The organism is Spongiibacter sp. C9W (genome assembly GCF_057370015.1).
In genome coordinates, this window is record NZ_CM170672.1 from 2,349,999 (window position 1) to 2,371,121 (window position 21,123).

The 21,123-nt window shown below is 57.5% G+C and carries 18 protein-coding genes; 12 read left to right on the top strand and 6 right to left on the bottom strand.

All coding sequences use genetic code 11. The features are described 5' to 3' along the window. Nucleotides 1–6: 6 nt before the first annotated feature. On the bottom strand, nucleotides 7–2,112 hold the full coding sequence (locus AC2Q8J_RS11245) for a TonB-dependent receptor (protein ID WP_486451310.1): 2,106 nt from the start codon (nucleotides 2,110–2,112) through the stop codon (nucleotides 7–9). A gap of 69 nt (nucleotides 2,113–2,181) precedes the next feature. Further along, nucleotides 2,182–3,795 carry an ABC-F family ATP-binding cassette domain-containing protein gene (locus AC2Q8J_RS11250; protein ID WP_486451311.1) on the bottom strand — a complete coding sequence of 538 codons (1,614 nt, stop codon included), beginning with the start codon at nucleotides 3,793–3,795 and terminating at the stop codon, nucleotides 2,182–2,184. 225 nt (nucleotides 3,796–4,020) lie between these two features. Here AC2Q8J_RS11250 and AC2Q8J_RS11255 point away from each other — a divergent pair, with 225 nt between their 5' ends. The 5 genes from AC2Q8J_RS11255 to AC2Q8J_RS11275 all read left to right on the top strand — a co-directional run bounded on the left by AC2Q8J_RS11255 (nucleotide 4,021) and on the right by AC2Q8J_RS11275 (nucleotide 8,915). After that, entirely contained in the window at nucleotides 4,021–4,488 is a 468-nt protein-coding gene (locus AC2Q8J_RS11255) for a TlpA family protein disulfide reductase (RefSeq protein WP_486451312.1), read from the top strand. A 33-nt stretch (nucleotides 4,489–4,521) separates the two neighbouring features. After that, nucleotides 4,522–4,737 carry a DUF4266 domain-containing protein gene (locus tag AC2Q8J_RS11260; RefSeq protein WP_022959021.1) on the top strand — a complete coding sequence of 72 codons (216 nt, stop codon included), beginning with the start codon at nucleotides 4,522–4,524 and terminating at the stop codon, nucleotides 4,735–4,737. Nucleotides 4,738–4,756: 19 nt separating this feature from the next. Then, on the top strand, nucleotides 4,757–6,064 hold the full coding sequence (locus AC2Q8J_RS11265; RefSeq protein WP_288363534.1) for a DUF3570 domain-containing protein: 1,308 nt from the start codon (nucleotides 4,757–4,759) through the stop codon (nucleotides 6,062–6,064). 119 nt (nucleotides 6,065–6,183) lie between these two features. Beyond that, a complete protein-coding gene (locus AC2Q8J_RS11270; protein WP_289083582.1) occupies nucleotides 6,184–7,989 on the top strand; it encodes a protein-disulfide reductase DsbD family protein in 1,806 nt (601 codons plus the stop codon). Nucleotides 7,990–8,030: 41 nt separating this feature from the next. Beyond that, complete coding sequence (locus tag AC2Q8J_RS11275) at nucleotides 8,031–8,915, top strand: FAD:protein FMN transferase (protein ID WP_289083583.1); 885 nt, start codon at nucleotides 8,031–8,033, stop codon at nucleotides 8,913–8,915. Nucleotides 8,916–8,923: 8 nt separating this feature from the next. On the opposite strand, the gene AC2Q8J_RS11280 is transcribed toward AC2Q8J_RS11275, so the two are convergent. The 4 genes from AC2Q8J_RS11280 to AC2Q8J_RS11295 are packed head-to-tail and all read right to left on the bottom strand — an operon-like array spanning nucleotide 8,924 to nucleotide 14,713. After that, nucleotides 8,924–9,220: a DUF3240 family protein gene (locus AC2Q8J_RS11280; protein ID WP_289083584.1), complete on the bottom strand. Its 297-nt coding sequence runs from the start codon at nucleotides 9,218–9,220 to the stop codon at nucleotides 8,924–8,926. A gap of 11 nt (nucleotides 9,221–9,231) precedes the next feature. Further along, entirely contained in the window at nucleotides 9,232–12,330 is a 3,099-nt protein-coding gene (locus AC2Q8J_RS11285; protein WP_289083585.1) for an efflux RND transporter permease subunit, read from the bottom strand. Continuing rightward, the gene (locus AC2Q8J_RS11290) at nucleotides 12,330–13,433 is read right to left on the bottom strand and encodes an efflux RND transporter periplasmic adaptor subunit (protein WP_288363666.1); all 1,104 of its coding nucleotides are present in this window, start codon (nucleotides 13,431–13,433) and stop codon (nucleotides 12,330–12,332) included. The genes AC2Q8J_RS11285 and AC2Q8J_RS11290 overlap by 1 nt, the downstream gene beginning before the upstream one ends. Next, the gene (locus tag AC2Q8J_RS11295) at nucleotides 13,430–14,713 is read right to left on the bottom strand and encodes a TolC family protein (protein WP_288363668.1); all 1,284 of its coding nucleotides are present in this window, start codon (nucleotides 14,711–14,713) and stop codon (nucleotides 13,430–13,432) included. The genes AC2Q8J_RS11290 and AC2Q8J_RS11295 overlap by 4 nt, the downstream gene beginning before the upstream one ends. Nucleotides 14,714–14,889: 176 nt before the next feature. On the opposite strand from AC2Q8J_RS11295, the gene AC2Q8J_RS11300 reads away from it, so the two are divergent. From AC2Q8J_RS11300 to AC2Q8J_RS11330, 7 genes are all read left to right on the top strand, one after another. Continuing rightward, complete coding sequence (locus tag AC2Q8J_RS11300) at nucleotides 14,890–15,570, top strand: response regulator transcription factor (protein ID WP_288363669.1); 681 nt, start codon at nucleotides 14,890–14,892, stop codon at nucleotides 15,568–15,570. After that, entirely contained in the window at nucleotides 15,567–16,823 is a 1,257-nt protein-coding gene (locus AC2Q8J_RS11305; protein ID WP_288363670.1) for a sensor histidine kinase, read from the top strand. Before AC2Q8J_RS11300 ends, AC2Q8J_RS11305 begins: the two co-directional genes overlap by 4 nt. Before the next feature lie 499 nt (nucleotides 16,824–17,322). After that, nucleotides 17,323–17,985 carry a response regulator gene (locus AC2Q8J_RS11310; protein WP_288363671.1) on the top strand — a complete coding sequence of 221 codons (663 nt, stop codon included), beginning with the start codon at nucleotides 17,323–17,325 and terminating at the stop codon, nucleotides 17,983–17,985. Continuing rightward, the gene (locus AC2Q8J_RS11315) at nucleotides 17,982–19,319 is read left to right on the top strand and encodes an ATP-binding protein (RefSeq protein ID WP_288363672.1); all 1,338 of its coding nucleotides are present in this window, start codon (nucleotides 17,982–17,984) and stop codon (nucleotides 19,317–19,319) included. The genes AC2Q8J_RS11310 and AC2Q8J_RS11315 overlap by 4 nt, the downstream gene beginning before the upstream one ends. After that, nucleotides 19,300–19,626 carry a cupredoxin domain-containing protein gene (locus AC2Q8J_RS11320; protein WP_288363673.1) on the top strand — a complete coding sequence of 109 codons (327 nt, stop codon included), beginning with the start codon at nucleotides 19,300–19,302 and terminating at the stop codon, nucleotides 19,624–19,626. Before AC2Q8J_RS11315 ends, AC2Q8J_RS11320 begins: the two co-directional genes overlap by 20 nt. An 18-nt stretch (nucleotides 19,627–19,644) precedes the next feature. Beyond that, nucleotides 19,645–20,418 (top strand): FTR1 family protein, encoded by a 774-nt coding sequence (locus AC2Q8J_RS11325; protein ID WP_288363674.1) that lies wholly within the window; start codon nucleotides 19,645–19,647, stop codon nucleotides 20,416–20,418. Next, nucleotides 20,415–21,119 carry a hypothetical protein gene (locus AC2Q8J_RS11330; RefSeq protein WP_288363675.1) on the top strand — a complete coding sequence of 235 codons (705 nt, stop codon included), beginning with the start codon at nucleotides 20,415–20,417 and terminating at the stop codon, nucleotides 21,117–21,119. The genes AC2Q8J_RS11325 and AC2Q8J_RS11330 overlap by 4 nt, the downstream gene beginning before the upstream one ends. Nucleotides 21,120–21,123 lie beyond the last annotated feature (4 nt).

Genomic DNA, 21,123 nt, shown 5'->3' on the forward strand with positions numbered 1-21,123 from the left:
AGCGCCTTAGAAATTCAGCTGGTAGGCCATACCAAAGCTGCGACCAATGCCTTTGAAGTTGCGCAGGTCGTTGGGGCTGCTCTGCGAATAATAGGTGTAGTAGTCGCGGTTAGTCAGATTCTGGACTGACACGCTCAGCACGCCGGGCCCGACATTGATCTCAGCACTGGCATCGACGGTGGTGTAGCCGTCAAACTGATTGACGGTAATATCGTTGCTGTCTTTCACACGGCGTTCGCGCAGGTGGTTCACCTGAATACGCGAGCTGAGCGCAGGGGTCCACTGGCGCTGCCAACTGAGGTTCACGCGGTCCGGTGAAATGTTGGTGCCGCCGAGGTCTGAGTCCACTTTACCGTCCTGGTCAGAGTCGTAACGACCCTCTGCCTGTGCGTAGCGCAGGTCAAAGATGTCGGCCTCCGTGGCATTCCATGCCAGGCGCATTTCAATGCCATCAACTTCGGTTTTCTCGCGCTTAACGGTGTATATCCCGTCTGCGCCGCGTTGCAAACGCTGGCCGAAGTCCGAGTCGGAAACATAGTAGCTCAACTGTGCATTCACGGTGCCGTTGTCGTATTCAACGCCCAATTCGCTGTTTTCAGTGAGAATAGGCTGCAGGTTCAAAAAGGACTCAACGTCCTGGTCTGGCTGATCAATGCCTCGCAATACGCGGCCGACATCGGGCATGGAAAAGGCCTCGGCGTAATTGGCAAATGCGCGCCAGCGCTCGGTGAACTGATACGTGCCGCCGATGTTGTACAGGGTTTCTGAAAAATCGGGCGCGCCGCCCTTCACGAATTGGCTGCCGTAGCGGAACAGGGTGGTAAAGTCGTCCACATCGAGCTTGGATTCTTCGTGGCGTACTCCCGCCGTTAGTGTGGCATTTTCAATGCCGGTGAACTCGGCTTGCAGGTAGGGCGCGTAGTTGTTGTAGCGGGTTTCTGGTACCCAGGCGCGGCCGGTTTGCACCAGCTCTTGCCAGGTTTTGTCTTGCAGGATGTCGATGCCGTAAACCAAGGACAGCGGCAGGCCGCCGACCTGATCTTTGGCCAGAGTAATTTTGGCGCCAATTTTCTCGGAGTTATTCTGCGACTGGTCAATCAGGTCTGGCCCGTACGCTGGGTCCTGAAACGTGGCTATTGGGGTAATTTGAGCCCCGTATGTGGCTTCGAAATCTTGCTTGAATGCCTGAACCCGCAGGCTATGCCCGAGTATCTCGGGGTTCTCGTAGCTTACGCCGATAGTGGTAACGCGGTTGCGCGCACCTTCGGCGGGCAGTTCTGCGCGGATGGCGGTGGTGGGGATGTCGGCATCCACGTCGCCGGGAACCGAGGTCCACTTGTGGTCGCTTTCGACATTGAAGCGATTGACCATCAGTTCGATGCGCTGGTCATTCCAGTTGTAACCGGTTTTCAGGAAGACATCATATTGCTCAGAGGCCATGGTATCGCCCTGTGTGTTGTCGACCCCGATCACCTCACCGTTGGCGTCGTATGCGATGCCATTGTCGCGAAAGCCCACGCTGGCCAACACGTCGAATTGGTCGATGCGATTGGAAACGCTGTAGTGCACCCCCCGGTCCAGGCTTTCGCTGACGCGCTCGGTTTGAAAGCCGACGTCAACGCGCAGGCTTTGCTCAAGGGTTTCCGTGGGGCGTTTGGTGATCAGGTTAATGATACCGCCGGCCGCGCCGAGCCCGTGAATGGCGTTGGCGCCGTGCAAGACTTCCACACGTTCGAGCATCAGCGGCGAGATGGTATGGCCGTCGCGGCCACCGCTGCGCAAGGGGTTGGATTGGGGAATGCCGTCAATCAAATATAGCGGCTTGCGGCCTCGCAAGGTCTCTCCGGCGTTGGTCATCTTTTGGCGCGCTGGCGAAAAGCTGGGGATCAGTTTTCCCAACACACTGGACAGATCGTTTTGAATAGACAGCTGCTGAGCAAGTGCTGCTTGATCAATAACCGTGACGGTATTGGGGATCGTGCTCAGTGGTTTTTCGACACGGCTGGCAGTGACTACCACTTCTTCAACCTTGTCATCGGCATGGGCTGGCAATGCCAGTACGGTGAGGCTGGTGCAAAGTAGGCAGCGGTAAAACGAAGGTGGCTGGCGCATGGTCGGTCCTTGAGAGGGCGAGAAATTTTGGGAATGGTAGAGTAGTTGATAATCGTTATCAATACTAAATTAGTCTCGCCAGGGTTCCAGTTGCCAGTGCGGCGGGCTGAGTCGTAGTCGATGGCTTAATTGAAGCTCAGATAAAAAGTAGCTGTCGTGAGAGACCACCACCAAACAGCCGGAATAGTCGCGCAGCATAGATTCCAGAGCGCTCAGTGAGGGCAGGTCGAGATGGTTGCTGGGCTCGTCCAACAATAGCAAGTTGGGTGGTGAGTCGGCGTATAACAGGCAGGCCAGATAAGCCTTAAGTTGCTCACCGCCGCTGAGCTCGCGGCAGGGGGCAAGCAATTTATCGGGCCCTAAACCCAGTTGGGCCAGGCGCATGCGCTGCTGTTCTTCGGGGGTGCCGGGGCTGATCTCACGCAACTGTGCTAACGCCGAGCGCTGCGGATCCAGGGCGCTGAGGTGTTGGTCGAGGTAGGCGCATTGCTTCGTTGTATAAACGTCGCCACTGCGGGGTTTCAGTACCCCGGCAATCACCTGCAGCAAAGTGGATTTGCCGCTGCCATTTGGGCCGACAATCCCGACCTTATGCTGCGTGGTGAGCGTAATGTTCAGCGGTGTAGAGTGCGAAACGAAGGGCAGCTGAACGTCGTTGAACTCGGCAACACGGCGGGAGTGGCGGCCCTGGTTGGGGCTGTGCACCGCGATAACGGCGGCGTTATCGAGCGCTTTTTGCGCGCTGTGAATGGTCTCCACCAGCGAGTTTCGTCTGGCATCATGTTGGCGTTGCAGTTTTCCAGATGCGTTTTCGCTGCGCTGCTGCCGGCTGTCGAGGATGAGCTTTGATTGGCTGCCTTCCCTGCGCTGCGTTTTGCCCCGCGCCTGACGACGAGCGATACGCTCGCGGTGTTGCTGCATGCCGCGCTCCTCGCGCCTGCGTTGTCGTTTACTCTGTTGAAGGGTTTCCAGCGCCACACGCTGTTCAGCTGCCTTGCGCTGTGAATAAAAGGCGTAGTTGCCGCCGTAGTGACTCAGGCCAGACGGAGAAAGCTCGATGATATGTTCAAGCGTATTAAGCAGCTGCCGGTCATGGCTAATGACGAGCAGGCCACTCTTCCAATTTTGTAGTTGCTGAATAAGGGCCTGGCGATGCTCGCCATCCAGGTGATTACTGGGCTCGTCCAAAATCAGTAAGTCGGGCTTTGCGTGCATTGCTCCGGCCAGCGCGATGCGCATGGCCTGGCCACCGCTGAGTTTGCAAGCGAGCGTTGCTGCGGGGGTGGCGGCGAGTCCGGCCGAGGCGACTATTTGCTGTAGTTCCTGACGAATGTCCCAGCGCTCCCCGAGTAACTTGAAATCATTGGGGTCAACACTGCCTTGCTCAATACGTGCCAGCGCACTGATTTCGGGGCCCACCCCGGCCAGCTCGGCCAGTGTTGTCTTGGCGGTTAGCGGCAGTTGTTGCGGCAGGTAGTACACCGACCCGTAGTGATGGCAATAGCCCGATGTCGGGGCCACTTGCTTGGCGAGAATGCGCGCTAACACACTTTTTCCCACGCCATTGCGGCCCACCAAGCCCACTGACGTGTTGCTGAGTTGAGCGTGTACATTTGTGAAGAGCGTGCTGCCATTCGGCAGTGAATAAGACACATTTTCCAGTGTCAGAAGAAGCTTCGTCATAGTGAGTACCATTAATGCTTAGGACCACCCCATAGCGTTGGGGACGGGAGCGGGCCGTCATTGAGACGGAAGCATTAATTGTTCACTGGACAAATACCTCTGTGCGGTGGAGTAGCGTCTCTTCTGTAAAAAACTTACGCCGATCAGTAAACCGTCTTTTCTTAATGTTCCCTTAAGTCTGTATTTGTATGGTTTGCCAACATGCAGAAATCCTGTGGAAATTTTATGAAAATTTGGCGAACGCTAATGGTACTTTTCATCGGGCAATTATTGCTCTGTGTAAATTGTAGTTTGGCAGCTGATGAGGTCTTTGCCGCGGGCAGTTTTGACCTAGACAAATATCGCGGAAAGGTGGTGTACCTGGATTTCTGGGCCTCGTGGTGTGGCCCTTGCAGAGCCTCCTTTCCTTTTATGAATCGCCTGGTCAGTGAATACGGCGACGACTTGGCAGTGGTCACCATCAACCTAGATGAAGACGCCGACAGTGCCAGGGCGTTCATCGAAGAATTTCAGCCAGCCTTTCCTGTGTTTTACGACCCTGACGGAATTCTTGCTACGCAGTACAAGGTGGCGGGCATGCCCAACTCCTTTCTATTTGACCGCCACGGTCAACTGCTGCTGAAACACATCGGTTTTACCAAGCGCACCCCTGACGAGCTGGATAGCCAGATCAAAAATGCCATTCAGCAGTAGCGACTTCACACCTCACCGTTAAGCGAGAACACCATGAAAAAGTTAGTGTTTATCTTACTCGCCGGACTCTCCCTCAGCGCCTGCAGCAACATGGGTGTAGAGCCTTGGGAGCGGCAAAACCTGGCCAAGCCGGAAATGGCGCTGGACAGCTCACCGCTGCGTTCGTCATTGGACGATCACATTTACTTCAGTAAAGAAGCCTCCAGTGGTGGCCGCAGCTTCGGCGGCGGTGGCTGCGGTTGCAATTGATAGGGAGCCAGGAAACGCGATGAAAACCCACAGTAAGAAATCGATTCGCCTGTCGCTGGCAGCTGCCAGTTGCGCGCTGGTTGGCGCTAATGTTGCTGTTGCCGAGAACGCCCACGATGTGGGTGATTGGGATGTGAGTGCCGCGCTGCTGTTTTACAACGAGGCTGACCGGGTGACGGCGGCCGAGCCGGTTATCAAGGCGGTCAAACAACTGGATACCGACGAGACCCTGTCGCTGAAACTGACACTGGACACCCTGACCGGCGCCTCGGGCAGTGGTGCGGTGCCCACGGATCGTCCGCAAACCTACACGACGCCATCGGGAAATAGCAGCTACACCGTCAACGCCGGCGATATTCCACTGGATGAGTCCTTTAAAGATACCCGAGTTGCGCTCAACGCCGCCTGGGAGCGTCCAATCTCGAAAGACCTCACCATGGTGCTGGGTGGCAATCTATCGTCGGAATACGATTACCAGTCGCTGTCGGCCAATACCTCCTTTGCCTGGGATACCAACGGCGGCAATACCACCTGGATGGCCGGTGCCTCGGCAGGTGTGGACAGCATCGACCCGGTGGGCGGCAAGCCGATAGCCTTTGGTGTGATGCAGGAAGCCGATGCGACGCAGCCCCGCGACGGCAGCAATGACACCAAGTCGCTGTTCGACGTAATTGTGGGCGTTACCCAGGTCATCGACCAGAACAGCCTGTTCCAGCTCAACTACTCGCTGAGCCAGTCCAGCGGTTACCTGACCGATCCCTATAAGATTATCAGCGTGGTTGACCCGGTTACCGGTCGCCCGCTGTTTACCAATATCAACGAGCCCAACCTGCCCACAGTGGTGTATGAGAACCGCCCGGACAGCCGCTTGAAACACAGTATTTTCGGTCAATACAAACGCTATATCGGCGGCGATGTGTTGGACACCTCCTACCGCCTGATGGTGGATGACTGGGGCATTACCTCGCATACCATCGACCTGCGCTATCGCTGGAAAATGGGCGACACCCTGTACATTGAACCCCACGTGCGGGTCTACCAGCAGAGCGCGGCGGATTTCTATACCCCGTTCTTTGTGGATGGCACGCAACCCGTGGCAGGCAACGACAAGGTGGAAGCCTCAGCGGACTACCGGCTTGGCGAATTCAACGGCTATACCTTTGGTGCCGAACTGGGACAGGACACGGCTGACAATAGCTGGAGTGTCGCCCTGGAGTACTACCTGCAAACCGGCAATGAGCCCGACGGCACGTTTGGCGAGCTGACCCGGCAGGAACTGTACCCCGACGTCGATGCGGTAATGCTCCGTGTGGTGTACGACTTCTAAGCGGTTTTACTCCCCCGCCGCCAGTGTGGTGCCGGAAGGCAGCACTGGCGGCCCTTCGGGCGCCTTTCCTGTGAAGCGGCGCCTTTTTTATTCCCTGCTGATCCGGAAGGGTGGCTGATATGAAAAAATGGATTCTCTCGCTGGCGATGTTATCGGGCGTGCTGATGTCGAGCCTGTTATCTGCTTCGGTGGCTTCCGCGCTTGATCCGGCCGTGGAATCCAACGACGGGCAGTTTCTGTCGGTGGAGACCGCCTACCGGATGACGCCGCGTATCGATGGCGATGAGCTGGTGATGCAGTGGGACATAGCCGACGGCTATTACCTTTACGGCCACCGCTTCGAGGCGTCGGTCGTGGCGGGCGGGCAGCCTAACAAGCTGGCACTGAAGTTGCCGCAGGGTAAGCATAAACAGGATGAATATTTTGGCGATGTGGAGGTGTATTACCATCAGGCTATTGCACACCTGCCGCTTCCCAGTGATGGACCGATTACGCTCAAGCTGAGCACGCAAGGCTGTGCGGATGCCGGTCTGTGTTACCCGCCTAATCACCGCCTCTACCGGATTGACCCCGGCAGTGGCTCGGTGACACGGATCGATGTACCGGCACAGCCCGATGCCGTGATTGCTGAGTCGGTGTCTGCGGCTAGCGAGAGGGCCAGTGCGCCTGTCGAGGTGTTTTCTCTGCAACAGTTATTGGCGATGGCGGCGCTGGCTTTTGCCGGCGGCCTGATCCTGAACCTGATGCCCTGTGTGTTTCCGGTACTCGCGCTAAAAGCGATCAGCCTGCTGGAAAGCAGCGACAGCACGGCGGGCGAGCGTCGGATGCATGGCCTGGTGTATACCGCCGGTGTGGTGTGCAGCTTTATGCTGGTGGCCGGTGTGTTGGTCGCGCTGCGCGCCTCCGGGCAGGAGCTGGGCTGGGGCTATCAGTTGCAGTCACCGTGGTTTGTGGCAGCACTGGTCTACCTGTTCTTTTTGATGGGCTTGAGCTTTTCTGGAGTTATCGAACTGGGTGCGGGGCTGGCGGGTGTCGGTCAAGGGCTGGTGGAAAAAGGCGGCTTAAAAGGCTCGTTTTTTACCGGCGTGTTGGCGGTGGTGGTGGCCAGTCCCTGTACGGCGCCGTTTATGGGCGCCTCGCTGGGTTTTGCCCTGACTCAGCCGATGGCTATTGCGCTAACGGTGTTTCTGGCGCTGGCGCTGGGGATGGCGACACCCTTTCTGCTGCTGTCGATTGTGCCCGGACTGGGGCGTTTGCTGCCGCGCCCCGGCAATTGGATGGTGACCCTCAAAGAGGTGATGGCCTTTCCGATGTATCTGACCGGCATCTGGCTGCTGTGGGTGCTGGGCCGTCAGGCGGGTATCAATGCCGCGATGCTGGTGTTGATCGGCTGCCTGCTGATTGCCGTGGCCGTATATTTCTGGAAAAGGCCGGTTCGCTGGCAGCGTGGTCTGGCGCTTGTCGCCAGTCTGGGCGCAGTGTTTGTACTGACCACGACGTCGCCACTGAGTGAGCCCGTGCCAGTATTCAGCGCCGCTCGCGATGACGGCAGTGCCTTTCCCCTGACTGCCGACGGCGATGCCCTGCGTTACAGCCCGGATCGCCTCGCGTCTCTACGCAGTGATGGTGGCCCGGTGTTTCTGAATGTGACGGCCGACTGGTGTATTACCTGCAAGGCCAACGAGAAAGTGGCGTTGGGCACCGATACCATCAAGAATGCTATGACGGCACAGCATATTCGTTATATGAAGGCCGACTGGACCAACCGCGACGCGGAGGTCAGTCGCCTACTGGCTCGCTACAGGCGTTCCGGGGTACCGCTGTATGTGTTTTTCCCTGGCGATGGCAAGGCGGAAGTGGTGCTGCCACAGTTGCTCAGCAAGGAAAAAGTCCTGACGGCTTTTAAAGTCGGTCAGGGTAGCTGATACTTTCCCGATAATTCACCGGTTATGGCATTGCACTGAGTATGGAAAGGGAACTTGTCCTCACGAAAACTGATACCGGCATGGCCGGGCAGTTTCAGGCCATGGCCAGCCCCTGTGAGGTGCTGATCGACAGTGAGGACGAGGCGCTGGCCCGGCGTATTGCCGATACGGTAGCCGCCGAGGCCTGGCGTATTGAAACCACCTTCTCCCGCTATCGCGATGACAATATTGTGTACCGCATTAACAATGCCAATGGCGAGCCGGTGGAGGTCGATGCTGAAACTGCCCAGTTGTTGGACTTTGCCGAGCAGGCTTACCAGCTCAGCGACGGTGCGTTTGACCTGAGTTCCGGTGTGCTGCGCCGGGCGTGGAAATTTGACGGCAGCGATCGTCTGCCCGGCCAGTCGCAGATCGACGAGCTGCTGAGCATCGTCGGTTGGGACAAGCTGCGCTGGCAGTCGCCGGTACTGTGCCTGCAACCGGGCATGGAGATCGACTTTGGCGGGATTGGCAAGGAATACGCGGTAGACCGTGCCGCCTCGCTGGTGAGAGCCTTTACCGACACGCCGATTCTGATCAACTTTGGCGGCGATCTGTTTGCCACCGCGCCGCCTGCCGGTCAGCCCCACTGGCTGGTGGGGGTGGAGAATATCGGCGGCCTGCAATCGGCGATGATCCAGTTACAGCGCGGCGGGCTGGCCACCAGTGGCGATGCCCGCCGCTTTCTGTTGAACAATGGCAAGCGCTACCCCCATGTACTCAATCCCCGCACCGGCTGGCCGGTGATGGACGCCCCGCGTTCGGTCACTGTGGCTGCGGGCAGTTGCGTGGAAGCCGGTCTGCTGGCCACGCTGGCCATGCTCAGCGGTCGCGAGGCGGAAAGCTTTCTTGCCGCCCAGGACGTGCTGCACTGGATTCAACGCTGAGTGACGGCTTAAAGGCGGCCGCTGCCACCCACATCCTGATACCAGTAAAATATATCGCTGCCCACGTTGTCGCGAAGGCCCTCGAGCACAGTGCTGATTTGCTCGGCGTTCAGAATCAGTTCGAACTGCACCCGTTTTTGCCGCCCGGTCACCTGCTCGGCTATCGATAGCTGACGGTTTTCGCCGTGCCCGCGCACCGGGTAGGAGGTAAAGCCGCTGACACTCTCCAGGCTCAGTAGGTAGTCCACCAGCTCATCTTCCAGACTGGGCGGAACGGTCAGTATTAAACGCTGTTGTGTCGACATAAGGTGAACTCCTAGGCGTTTCTGGCGTTGTCGGGAAGGGCCTGGTGAAAGCGGCGATAAATAATCGGCAGCAGGAACAGGGTCAGCAGGGTGGAGCTGATCAGCCCGCCGATGACCACAATCGCCAGCGGCTTTTGTATTTCTGAACCGGGGCCGCTGGCCAGTAGCAGTGGCACCAGTCCCAGCGCGCAGGTCGTCGCGGTCATCATGACGGGACGCAGGCGTCGCACCGCGCCTTCTGTCACCACCGTTTGGATATCCAGCCCCTTGGCGCGCAGCTGATTAAAATACGACATCATCACCACGCCGTTCATGACCGCGATGCCCAGCAACGCAATAAAGCCCACCGAGGCCGGTACCGACAGAAACTCTCCGGTGAGCCAGAGCGCGACCACGCCACCCGTGAGGGCGAAGGGAATATTCGAGAGAATGATCAGGGTCTGCTTGAGTGAGCCAAATGTAATGAACAGCAACAAGGCAATGAGCCCCAAGGCGACTGGCACTACCAAGCCCAGGCGCGCGGCGGCGCGCTGCTGGTTTTCAAACTGGCCGCCCCACATCAGCGAATAACCTTCGGGGAGAGATAGCTGCGCTGCAATAGCCGTTTTGGCCTCATCCACAAAGCCGACTAAGTCGCGCCCCGCCACGTTGCTGCGCACAACGGCGAAGCGTCGTCCGGTCTCGCGTGATACGCCAACCGGGCCATCGGTGAGTTCGACACTCGCCAAAGAAGAGAGCGGTATAACCTTGCCGTTGGGCAGCGTTAGCAAGCTGTTTTGCAGCTGGGCCATGCCATCACCAACAGGTTTTTCAAAACGCAGTACCAGAGGAACCCGGGCACTATGTTCAATAATATTGCCAAGGGGTAACCCTTCAATTTCGGCTCGCAGGCGCCGCTGCAGGGTATCGGCATTCAGGCCGAGTTGACCCGCGCGCAGGCGGTCGACGTTCACCTGCAAATATTGCGCACCTTCATTGAGGGTGGCGGTGGTGTCGACGGCGCCGTCGACAGTGCTCACCACTTCGCTAATTGCCTGCGCCAAGCGGTTAAGTGTTTTGAGGTCGGGCCCAAACACTTTAATGGCAATATCGCCCCGCGACCCGGTAAGCATTTCTGACACGCGCATATCAATGGGCTGGGTAAAGCCGTAATTGATTCCCGGGAATTGCTCGAGCACCGCGCGCATTTTTTCTTGCAATGCCGCCTTGTCTGCAACCTGCCATTGGTCGCGCGGTTTGAGCTGAAGGAACACATCCGTTTCGTTCAGGCCCATTGGGTCCATGCCGATTTCATCGGAACCACTACGAGAAACAATACGTGCAATTTCATCGACGTTTTCAAGCAGCGCCCGCTCCACCTGCTGCACCATGCGAATGCCACTGTCGAGGTTTACCGACGGAATCGATTCAAGCTGCACAATGAGGTCACCCTCGTCCATGGTTGGCATAAAGGTCTTGCCCACAAAGGGGAAGAGCAGCGCCATAAGGGCCAGCAGTGCACCGGCAAAGGCGACCACGATAGCCGGTCGTTTTAGGGCTTTGTTCAGTAGCGGGGCATACACGGCGATAAGCTTTCGGCTCAGCCACGGCTCTCGATCACTGGTTTTCTTTAGCAGGAGCGAGGCGATCACCGGTATCACGGTTAGCGACATGGCCAGCGCCCCAAATAATGCGAAGACGATGGTCAGGGCCACGGGAACAAACAGCTTGCCCTCCAAACCCTCTAGCGTGAGCAAGGGCAGGAAGACAATGACGATGATGATCACGCCAGAGGTCACCGGCACGGCGACATCTTTCACGGCGCGAAACAGAATATGCAGCAGTGGCAAGCGACGTGAAGACGCGGTATTGACCTGATGCCTGGCCATTAGTGAGACCATGTTTTCAACCACGACAATGGCGGAGTCCACTAACATGCCAATCGCGATGACTAAGCCGCCCAGGCTCATCAAATTGGCGCTCATGCCCATTTGATCCATCATGAAAAAGGTAAACAGTGCCGACAACGGTAAAATGCTGGCCACGGTGAGCGCGGCACGCACGTTGCCGAGAAATAGGCCGAGTACAATCAACACCAACAATACTGCTTGTAATAGCGCCTCGCCGACGGTGCCTACCGCTTGTTCGATGAGTTGGCTGCGGTCGTAGAACACATTTATTTCGGTGCCGTCTGGCAGTGCTGGCTGCAACTCAGCCAGCTTTTCCTTCACGCCCTTCACCACATGGCGGGCATTCGCACCGCGCAGGCCAATGACGAGCCCCTGCACGGCCTCGCTGTTTCCATCTACGGTCACTGAGCCGTAACGCTCCATGGCGCCGAGTCGAATATCGGCCAATTGACGCAGGGCAAAGCTGTTGCCATCGACATTGCTGATACGAATATTTGCAATTTCTTCCAACGACGTGAGCGCGCCAGCCACGCGCACCAGAATGGCCTCTTCACCTTGGTCGAGGCGCCCCGCGCCATCGTTGCGGTTATTGCGTCGCAGGGCCTCAATGATCTGCTCGGCGCTGACTTTAAGTGTTGCCATATCGGCGCGGCGCGGCGCCACTTCATAGGTTTTAACGAAGCCGCCCAGCGCGTTTACATCGGCCACACCCTCCACGGTGCGCAGCGCCGGTCGTATCGTCCAGTCAAGTAAGTAGCGGCGCTCACTCAGTGACATGGTGGGGTTGTCGACGGTAAACATAAACATATCGCCGAGCGGCGTGCTCATTGGAGCCAGCCCGCCGCTGATACCGGCAGGCAGTTCGTCCCAGATATTATTCATGCGCTCGGCGACTTGTTGGCGGGCCCAATAAATATCGGTGCCCTCTTCAAAATCGAGGGTGATGGCGGATAGCGCGTACTTGGAAATCGAACGCAGCATGGATTGCCGCGCTATGCCCAGCAGCTCCACCTCGATGGGTTGGGTAATCAGGTTTTCAACTTCCTCCGGTGTCATGCCCGGCGACTTGATAATGATCTTGACCTGCGTTGGTGAAATATCGGGAAAGGCATCGATAGCGATATTTGTAACCGCACGGCCGCCCAAGCCGATCAGCAATAGGGTTAGCATGCCGATTAACAGCCGTTGGCTAAGCGAGAACTGAACCAGTTGTGAGAGCATTATTCGCCGCCTCCCAGGCCCAGTGTTATGCCTTTGAGTTGCGCGGTTCCCTCAACAGCGACAGTGTCGCCGGGCGCAAGCGTGTCGGTGGCAAGGTAGTCTGCGCCGAGCGGCGTTAGCTGCACATCGCGCTTCTCGAAACCCTCGTTATTGCGCAGGTAGATAGAGGTGATCGAGCCGCTGTGGGTCACTGCGCTAGCGGGCACTCGAACACCGCTGTGCACACTTGAAAGCACCAAACTCAGGCTCTGACCGGGGCGAAGGTCGGTGGCCTCGGTGAAGCGCGCGAGGATCTCTACCCGCTGGGTGTCATCGTTAAGTTGATGGTTTTTACTGACCAGTATCAGCGACGCGTGTTGGCTTCCCGTGGTCGCCTGAAGTGTTTGTCCAAGTGCCAGGCCATCGGCCAGCGGCGCACTGACGGTGGCGCGCAACCACAGTGCTTGCGTTGAGGTAATCGTCGCGACGGTCTGACCGGCCGCAACCTGGTCGCCAATGCGAATAAAATGACGGTTGAGCTGGCCGGGCTGCTGCGCAATCAGCGGATAGTCGCCGGGCTTACCCTGGCCATCGCGCAGCGCTTCCAAGGCCTTGGTATCAAAGCCGGCGAGCTGTAGTTGGTTATTCGTCGCCTCTCGTTTGAAGCGAGCTTGCTGGTAGGCCCGCTGGGTCTGTTCCAGACGCTGGCGGGAAATAATGCCCTCGCCGAAAAGCTCGCGATCGCGTTTGAGCTTTGCCTGTTGGTTTGCAAGCTCGACCGAGGCGTCCAGCCACTGTTGCTGTGTCTGCGCGAGCTCGGCGCTATTGAGGGTGGCGACGATATCTCCGGCCTCTAACTGCGCGCCGCCGGTTTGATGCCAGCGTTGCAGGACGCCGACGTAGCGGCTTTGTAGAATCGAGGGCGTGTCGGGAGAGGGGATCACCACCGCCGGAACCCGCATGCCGGATTGGCTGCTAGCTGCGCCTAGCGCCTGGCTAACAATGCCAAGGCGGGCTTGCTCCTCAGTTGACAGGATAATGCGTTCCGCGGAGCACAAACCCGGTAGAGCAATTAGGGCCAGGGCCGTTAATACGCGCTGCGGGCGCTTGAAAAAAAATGTCATAGGGTTTCTCCAACGGTTTGTCTCAGGGAGGAAATCAAGGCTTGCTGACGCAGCGTGAGCAGCTGCCATTGCAACTGGCTTGCGCGGTAGTGCTGTAGGGCAACAATGGTAGGTCGAATATCCGACTCTCCAGTGGCGAAAGCTTTTTTGGCCATTTGCCATTGGCGCTTTGACAAATCACGTGACTGCTTGGCATAGGTAATGGATTCGGCGATCACATCAAGCTCGTGTTCAACTTCGTGAAAGCGCTGTTGTAACTGCTGTTGCGCCTGCTTTAGCGCAACGTCCGCGTCGCTCAATGCAATGGCCGCATTGGAGCTGGCCGCTGCGGTATAGGAGGCGCCGCCAAAGGGGATCGACAGGCTGAGCCCCAGGCTTTCTATCTCTGGCTCTATGTTGCTGCCGCGCTCTCGACGCACGCCAATCGCCAACGTGGTGTTTCCCGCGGCAGCGTGGCGGGCTTGGTTCAGGCGGTCCTGTTGCTGTTGGCGTTTCGCCAGCAATAGGCGCAGCCGGGGGTGCTGTGTGCTGATGTTTTGTCGCGCTGGCGGGCTTTCGCTGAATTGCGCCGGGCGCTGCCGCAGACCGGTCAGGGTTATGTAAAGGCGCTCGGCATCGACTAATTCTGCATCGGCATTAAGCAGCTGCTGGCGCGCTTCAAGCAGCAATGCTTCGCTTTGCATTCGCGCAGCCCGGGAAATATCGCCAGCGCGTAAACGCTTTTCACTAACGGCGAGCAGTGCCTGGGCGTCGGCCACCGCGTTCACGGCGTGTTCCCGGCGCGCTGTGCTGGCATTGAGTTGGTGCAGTGCGTTGCGCAGCCTGCCAACGACGATCAGCTGTTGATAGTCCTGCCAGGCGTCGGCCCCGCTGGCATAGCTTCGCGCTAGCGATTTGGCATTACTGCGCTCGCCCCAGCGCCAGAGGTCGACCTCCAGACCCAATTCCATTTCCCTCAGGCCCGTATCATCGGCGTTCTGGTCGTCCCAATAACTTGCATTGAGGCGGGGGCGTCCGGCGATTATTCGGCGGCTGACTTGCTGCTGTGAAGTCGCCTGCTGCTGGTAGGCATTGCCCATTGATTGCTCCGGTGCAAGGCGCAGCGCGGCATTAAGTACCTGCTCAATAGTCAGGGTCGGGCTAGCCGCTAGATGGGGGTGTTCGGTGTGAGGGTGGTCGACCGCTTCGCCGTCATGCACGGCGGCAGCGGTTGCCGGAAGTGCGATAGCAACCGCGCTGAGTACTGCGCAGCACCGGCCAAAGAATAAGAGAGCTTTCACATTAATGTCCGCAGAGAGTTAGTGTTAACAGGCCCTAGGGTACGGGGGCAGTTGTCAAAAATATGTCGACATTGCGGCGCTATCTATGAAACGAAATTTGACATTCTTTTGGCGTTTACCGTGATAAATTGGTGGGACGATGAGGGGCAGGTAGGCAAGGACTGGCAAAGACATAGATGAACTTACTGATCGTTGAAGACAACCGCGATATCGCGGAGAACATCGCTGACTACCTGGAGCCCCGAGGGCACCAGCTGGACTTTGCAATGGACGGTAGACAAGGCTTGGCGTTGGCGCTGTCAGGAGATTTCGACGCTATTGTGTTGGATCTTACTCTGCCAAAAATGGACGGCATTGAACTGTGTAAAAACCTGCGAGCCCATCACGGTATGACGCCGGTAATAATGTTGACCGCACGTGATCAGCTAGACGACAAACTGCTTGGTTTTGAGGTGGGAGCCGACGATTATCTTGTTAAACCGTTTTCCGTTAAGGAGTTAGAAGCTCGCTTGCTGGCCCTGCTAAAGCGCTTAAATCCCAGCGAGCAATTGAACACAATGCAGGTTGCCGATCTGAGTTTTAATCTTCAAACGCTGGAGGTTAGTCGCCGCGGACAGGCCCTGGATTTGAACCCCATTCAAACCACCTTGCTACAGTGCCTTATGCAGCACAGTCCCAATGTGGTTAAGCGAGCACAGTTGGAACAGCGTGTATGGGGGGACCATCCGCCCGATAAAGATATATTGCGTACCCACATATACAGCTTGCGAGCAATTATCGATAAACCATTTGATACCCACCTGCTGCATACCGTTCATGGTGTCGGTTATCGGCTGGTGGCGTTGGGGGGCGAGTGAGCGGGAAAAAAGTACAGACGCTACGGCGCCGATTAATTCTGAGTACGGCTATTATTGTCACCGCGACCAGCACCTTGTTTGCCGGTGGTCTATTGCTGATCAAGCAGCAATTGGAAAAAGCCACCTTCGGGAATATCGTTGGCAAGCACATTGAAATGTTGGTGGAGGACCCAGAGAAGGCCAGCGTGCTCAATAACCCGCTCTTGAATGAGTGGCGCTATTATCGCGGCAGCAACGCTCAGCACTTACCGGAGGCCATTCGCAGTTTGCCCCTGGGAACACACCACAGTGTGCTGCTCGACGGGGTGCAGTATCACCTGCAAGTCGCGCGGGCCAGCGACGAAAAAATATATCTGCTCTACGACATTTCTGAATGGGAGCGTCAGGAGCATACCTTGCTCAGCTTTCTGTTGATGGGGGTTGTCATAGTATTGGTGTTGGCATTACTGATTGCCGGCAAGGCCGCCGATACCATTCTTGAGCCAGTGAGAAGGTTGTCTGAGCGGCTCAGTGGCCTTTCACCAACACAGCGCGACGTGAGAATTCAGCAGGAGTTTAATGACAGTGACATCGGCCAAATCGCCGCGGCGTTTGACACCTACTTGGAACGCATTGACCAATTCGTTGAACGTGAACGCTCGTTTACCGCTGCGGCAAGTCACGAGTTACGCACACCGCTCTCGGTGATGATGGGCGCCGTCGATATTATCGAGGCGGACTGTCCCAATCCGGCGACCCAACGCGCCGTGCTGCGCATCCGTCGCGCGTGTCGCGACATGCTGGCGTTTATCGAAGCGGCGTTATTTCTATCCCGTGAAGAGGAGCGCTCAATCAGTCAGAAAGCGAGTTGCGAAGTCGCCGATGTGCTACGCCAGTTGGTCTACGATTTAGAGGAGGCCTTTTCGGCAGCAGATATCACCGTGAAGACAGCGGTGGATCAGCCCTTGGCGCTGCGGGTGCCGGAAAGTTTACTCAAAATCACCCTAACAAATTTACTGCGCAACGCTATTGAACACAGTGCTGGCGGCACAGTGAGTATTCATCTTAAGGGCGATACTCTGAGTATTCGCGACACCGGAAAGGGAATCGCCGCCGCCGACTTACCCAATATCTTTGAGCGCAGCTATACCACCAAAGCCGAGGGCACGGGTCTGGGACTAAATATGGTGCGCAGAATTTGTGACCGCTACGGCTGGCAGGTAGCGGTGCACAGTGAGCAGGGAAAAGGCACATGCGTGGAACTGGTGTTTTAGCTGGTAAGCGTCAGCCCAAGTTGCTAAGTGCAATACCAACAACAACCCAACATAGAAACCCCGCACTGAGCCAACTGGAAAAAATATACAGCCAATACAGTGGGCGAATTTTATGGATTGCCGAGGTGGTTAGGCCGTGCTCTGCTGAGCGCATTTTGATGCATCGATAGATTTCCCTCATGCCGGCGTCAGCGCTTTGTTTGTCGGTGTAGCCGGAATAAGAGACACAAACCAATGCTAGGGCTTTGCCGCTTAGCACCCATAGAAAAAAGCACAGCCAGCCGAATGCCATCATCGCTAAATCCACTTGAGTTGCTGCAAGTAATTAAGAAGCAGAAGCAGTACAGCACTGCAGAGGGGTCGGTTCAACAGTGTGTGGTGTTTGAATATTTTTTGGCCTCAGGCGGTATTCTTAAGTTTCTTTTAATAGTGGCCGGATATGCTGCACCTCCATTGGGGTAAGCTCGGTACTATAGAATGAGAAAAAGGTGTCGAGATTTTGCGAATTCTATTGGTAGAGGATGACAACTCACTGGCCAGCGGCATCAAGACCGCCTTAACTCGGGCGGCCCATGCGGTTGACCATGTGGACAATGGCGCCGAGGCGCTGCGTTTTGCCCGTGACACTCCTGTCGATATGGTGGTGCTGGACCTGGGCCTACCGGATATGGATGGCCTGTCGGTGCTGCGCGAGTTGCGCGCGGCGGGCAGTGCGGTGCCAGTACTAATTCTCACGGCACGCGATGCCCTCAATGACAAACTCTCCGGGCTGGACAGCGGCGCCGACGATTACCTGACCAAGCCCTTTGCAGTGGAGGAATTGCTGGCGCGTATCCGTGTGCTGGGCCGTCGCGGCAACGAATTGCAGGACAATGAGCTGAATCTCGGTCCGGTGCAGATCAGTCTGGCGCGCCATGAGGTCAGCCTGCACGGCGAGCCGGTCAAATTGTCGCGCCGGGAGTTTGCCCTGCTGCGGGCATTGGCTGATCGCCCCGGCCAGGTATTCAGTCGCGAGCAACTGGAAGAGAAGCTCTACACCTGGGACGACGATGTCAGCAGCAATACCATCGACGTCTATATCCACAATCTGCGCAAAAAACTGGGCTCCGGGCTGATAAAAAATATTCGCGGTGTGGGCTATGTGCTGGAGCCGGGTGCGTGAGGTCACTGCGTCGCTTCCTGCTGATCAGTCTGCTAGCGGTGCTGATGCTCAGCAATTTTGTCGCGGCCTTGCACGGTTATCGGGCGAGCATGGCCAAGGCCGAGCAACTGCTGGACGACAAGCTGTTCGACATGGCGGGACATTTTTTGGCAATGCCGCTGCCCGATGGCACTTCGCCGCCGGTGGACGAGCAGCTTCAGGCCTTTCAGGTGGTCGATGCCGAGGGAAAGCTGCGCTGGCGCTCAGTGCAGATGCCCGCGACCGCGCTGCAACTGCCCGACGGGTTTTCTGAATACAATGCAGGGGGCTACCGCTGGCGCATGTTGCAGCGGCGCGGTGGCGAGCCACTGCGCACGGTGATTGTCGCCGAGCGCCTTGACCTGCGTTATCAGCTTGCCGAGAACGTGATTATGGAGTCGGTGGCGCCGGTGCTGCTGGTGGTGCCGATAGTGGGCTTGCTGCTGTGGCTGATTGTCGGTCGCGGGCTGAGCAGTCTGACCCGGCTGGCGAGTCTGCTGCGCGGCAAACGCAGCGATGATTTCAGTCCGGTGTTGGTGGAGCGCGCCCCAGAGGAGTTGCAGCCGGTGCTGGATTCCATCAATCAGTTGTTGCAGCGCCTCGATGCGGCCTTTGAGCGGGAGCGGCGGTTTTCGGCTGATGCCGCTCACGAGCTGCGCACGCCGATTAGCGCGATTCAGATTCACCTGCATAACTTGCGTGCCGAGCTGAGCGAACCCAGTGAGTCGTTGGATTGCCTGAGCGCCGATGTGTCGCGGTTAGCGCATTTGGTCGAGCAGTTGCTGTTGTTGCACCGCACCAACCCCGAGCATTACCCACGGCAATGGGAAACGATTGATCTGGCGGTGCTGGCGAGGGAAGTGAGTGGCGCCTGCTTTGCCGATATCGACGCCCGCCAGCAACAGCTCAGTCTGCATGGCTGGGGGAGTATTCAAGGCGACCGCTTTGCACTCGGTATTCTGGTGGAAAACCTGCTGCGCAACGCCAATAAATACAGTCAGCCGGGGGCGCATATCGATGTGTTGATTGGCGAGGCAGACGGCGTGGTCAGCCTTTGTGTGGACGACTCCGGGCCGGGGATTCCGGAGCCACAACTGGCGCGAGTGCGTGAGCGCTTCTATCGGGTGGGGGGGGACCGCCACCATTCCGGGCAATCGGGCTGCGGTCTTGGCCTGTCTATTGTTGAGCATATTGCCCAGTTGCACGACGCGGAGCTGCGACTGGAAAATCGGGCGGAAGGCGGCTTGCGGGTGTGTGTGCAATTTGCCGGACAGAGTTATGAAGGGAGAGGGTCCGATGCTGCGGGCAGTCATTAACGGGACGCTGTTGCTGATGCTATCTGCGGCTTGTCTAGCGGACAAACCGGTGGTCGAGCTGGTGATTCGCGACCATCTGTTTTATCCCTCGCAGCTTAAAGTGCCGGCTAACGCCAAGTTTAAGTTGCGAGTCGACAATCAGGACCCGACGCCGGAAGAGTTCGAGAGCTATGAGCTGAACCGCGAAAAGGTCATCCTTGGTAAGCGCAGGGCGATTATTTTTATCGGCCCGCTGGCGCCGGGGGTGTATCCCTTTTTTGGCGAGTTCAACCCAAAAACGGCTCAGGGCACGATGATCGCCGAATAGCGGTAAAGAGAAGCTGCCATGTTATTAACCAGTGTCATTATTGTGTTGCGCGAAGTGCTGGAAGCGGCGCTGTTGATCAGCGTGCTGGCCGCGCTGCGACAGATGCAAGGCGGCAGTCGGCGCGGCCTGTTGTGGGGAGTGCTTGCCGGGTTGATGGCGTCGCTGGTCATGGCACGCAGCATGGGCGCCATTTCCGAGTTGGCCGACGGCGTTGGGCAGGAACTGTTTCTGGCCTCTCTGCACGGGGTGGTCTATCTGGCGCTGCTGTGTATCGGCGTTCTGGCGCTGCGTGAATCGTCATCCCATACTTTGTTGATGGGTGTGCTGATGGTAACCGCTGTGGCCGTGGCGGTGAGTCGCGAAGGCGAGGAAGTCTTTCTCTATATTTCGGCGTTTCAGCAGAACGATGAAGTGCGCAGCAGCCTGTACAGCGGTTCACTGATCGGCCTGGGTATTGGTGCCAGCGCGGGTGCACTGCTGTATTACGCTCTGTGTCTGCTGCCGCCCAAGTGGGGATACCGGATGATTTTGCTGTTGCTGACGGTGGTGGCGGGCGCGATGATCTTGCAGGCGTCGGGCCTGCTGGTACAGGCGGATTATCTGCCTGGCGGAATGGCGTGGGACAGCTCGGATTGGTTGCCTGAAGACAGCGTTGCCGGACAGCTTCTTTACGCCATGCTGGGATATGAGGCGACACCCGCGCCCGCGCAACTGTGGGCTTACAGCGGGGCGGTGTTATTGATGGCGTCAGTATTGCTTTGGCAATGGCGGCGAAGCAGGAGCGCATCATGATAAGGCGGCTGGCTTTGGGGCTTGCGCTTAGCGTCAGCACGACATCGTGGGCGGACGGCTTACCCGTTGACCGTCTTTATTCGCCTTATGTGCAGCCTCTGGAGAAAGAGCTGGAGTACCGCTATATACAGGCTGATGGCGGTCTTCAGGCCCCAGACGGGCTGCATGTGCAAAAGCTCGGTTTTGGCGCGGCGATCAGCGAGCGAGTGGCACTGGAAGCCTATGTGATTGCCGCCGATACACAGTTCAGCGACCGTATTGAAGCTGTTGAACTGGAGGCGCGCTGGCAGCTCACCGAGCAGGGGGAGTACGACAGCGATTGGGGTTTGCAATTGGAATATGAACAGGACCGTGAGGGCGACGAGCGAGAATTGGCCGTCTCGCTGCTGGCACAGAAAGACTGGGTATCCTGGCAGGGGGTTGCCAATGCCTCACTGATTCACGAAAAACAAAAAGGTCTGCGCAGTGAACTGGAAACCCGCTTGGCACTGCAGGCACGCTACCGCTATCGGGCGGCGCTGGAGCCCGGGGTGGAGCTGTTTCTCGGTGAAGATTACCAAGGCATTGGTCCTGCGCTCTATGGCGTGGTGAAACTGGCGGCGGGACGCTCGCTGCGTTGGGAACTGGCGGCGATTGCAGGCCTGGATAATGATAGTGCTGATCAGGCGGTTCGCCTGCTGTTGGAATACGAATTCTTTTAGGGCA

What these genes read in the sequence shown, in the direction of transcription:
- AC2Q8J_RS11245 (WP_486451310.1), bottom strand. Translation starts at nt 2,112, where the DNA reads ATGCGCCAGCCACCTTCGTTTTACCGCTGCCTACTTTGCACCAGCCTC.
- AC2Q8J_RS11250 (WP_486451311.1), bottom strand. Translation starts at nt 3,795, where the DNA reads ATGACGAAGCTTCTTCTGACACTGGAAAATGTGTCTTATTCACTGCCG.
- AC2Q8J_RS11255 (WP_486451312.1), top strand. Translation starts at nt 4,021, where the DNA reads ATGAAAATTTGGCGAACGCTAATGGTACTTTTCATCGGGCAATTATTG.
- AC2Q8J_RS11260 (WP_022959021.1), top strand. Translation starts at nt 4,522, where the DNA reads ATGAAAAAGTTAGTGTTTATCTTACTCGCCGGACTCTCCCTCAGCGCC.
- AC2Q8J_RS11265 (WP_288363534.1), top strand. Translation starts at nt 4,757, where the DNA reads ATGAAAACCCACAGTAAGAAATCGATTCGCCTGTCGCTGGCAGCTGCC.
- AC2Q8J_RS11270 (WP_289083582.1), top strand. Translation starts at nt 6,184, where the DNA reads ATGAAAAAATGGATTCTCTCGCTGGCGATGTTATCGGGCGTGCTGATG.
- AC2Q8J_RS11275 (WP_289083583.1), top strand. Translation starts at nt 8,031, where the DNA reads ATGGAAAGGGAACTTGTCCTCACGAAAACTGATACCGGCATGGCCGGG.
- AC2Q8J_RS11280 (WP_289083584.1), bottom strand. Translation starts at nt 9,220, where the DNA reads ATGTCGACACAACAGCGTTTAATACTGACCGTTCCGCCCAGTCTGGAA.
- AC2Q8J_RS11285 (WP_289083585.1), bottom strand. Translation starts at nt 12,330, where the DNA reads ATGCTCTCACAACTGGTTCAGTTCTCGCTTAGCCAACGGCTGTTAATC.
- AC2Q8J_RS11290 (WP_288363666.1), bottom strand. Translation starts at nt 13,433, where the DNA reads ATGACATTTTTTTTCAAGCGCCCGCAGCGCGTATTAACGGCCCTGGCC.
- AC2Q8J_RS11300 (WP_288363669.1), top strand. Translation starts at nt 14,890, where the DNA reads ATGAACTTACTGATCGTTGAAGACAACCGCGATATCGCGGAGAACATC.
- AC2Q8J_RS11320 (WP_288363673.1), top strand. Translation starts at nt 19,300, where the DNA reads ATGCTGCGGGCAGTCATTAACGGGACGCTGTTGCTGATGCTATCTGCG.
- AC2Q8J_RS11325 (WP_288363674.1), top strand. Translation starts at nt 19,645, where the DNA reads ATGTTATTAACCAGTGTCATTATTGTGTTGCGCGAAGTGCTGGAAGCG.
- AC2Q8J_RS11330 (WP_288363675.1), top strand. Translation starts at nt 20,415, where the DNA reads ATGATAAGGCGGCTGGCTTTGGGGCTTGCGCTTAGCGTCAGCACGACA.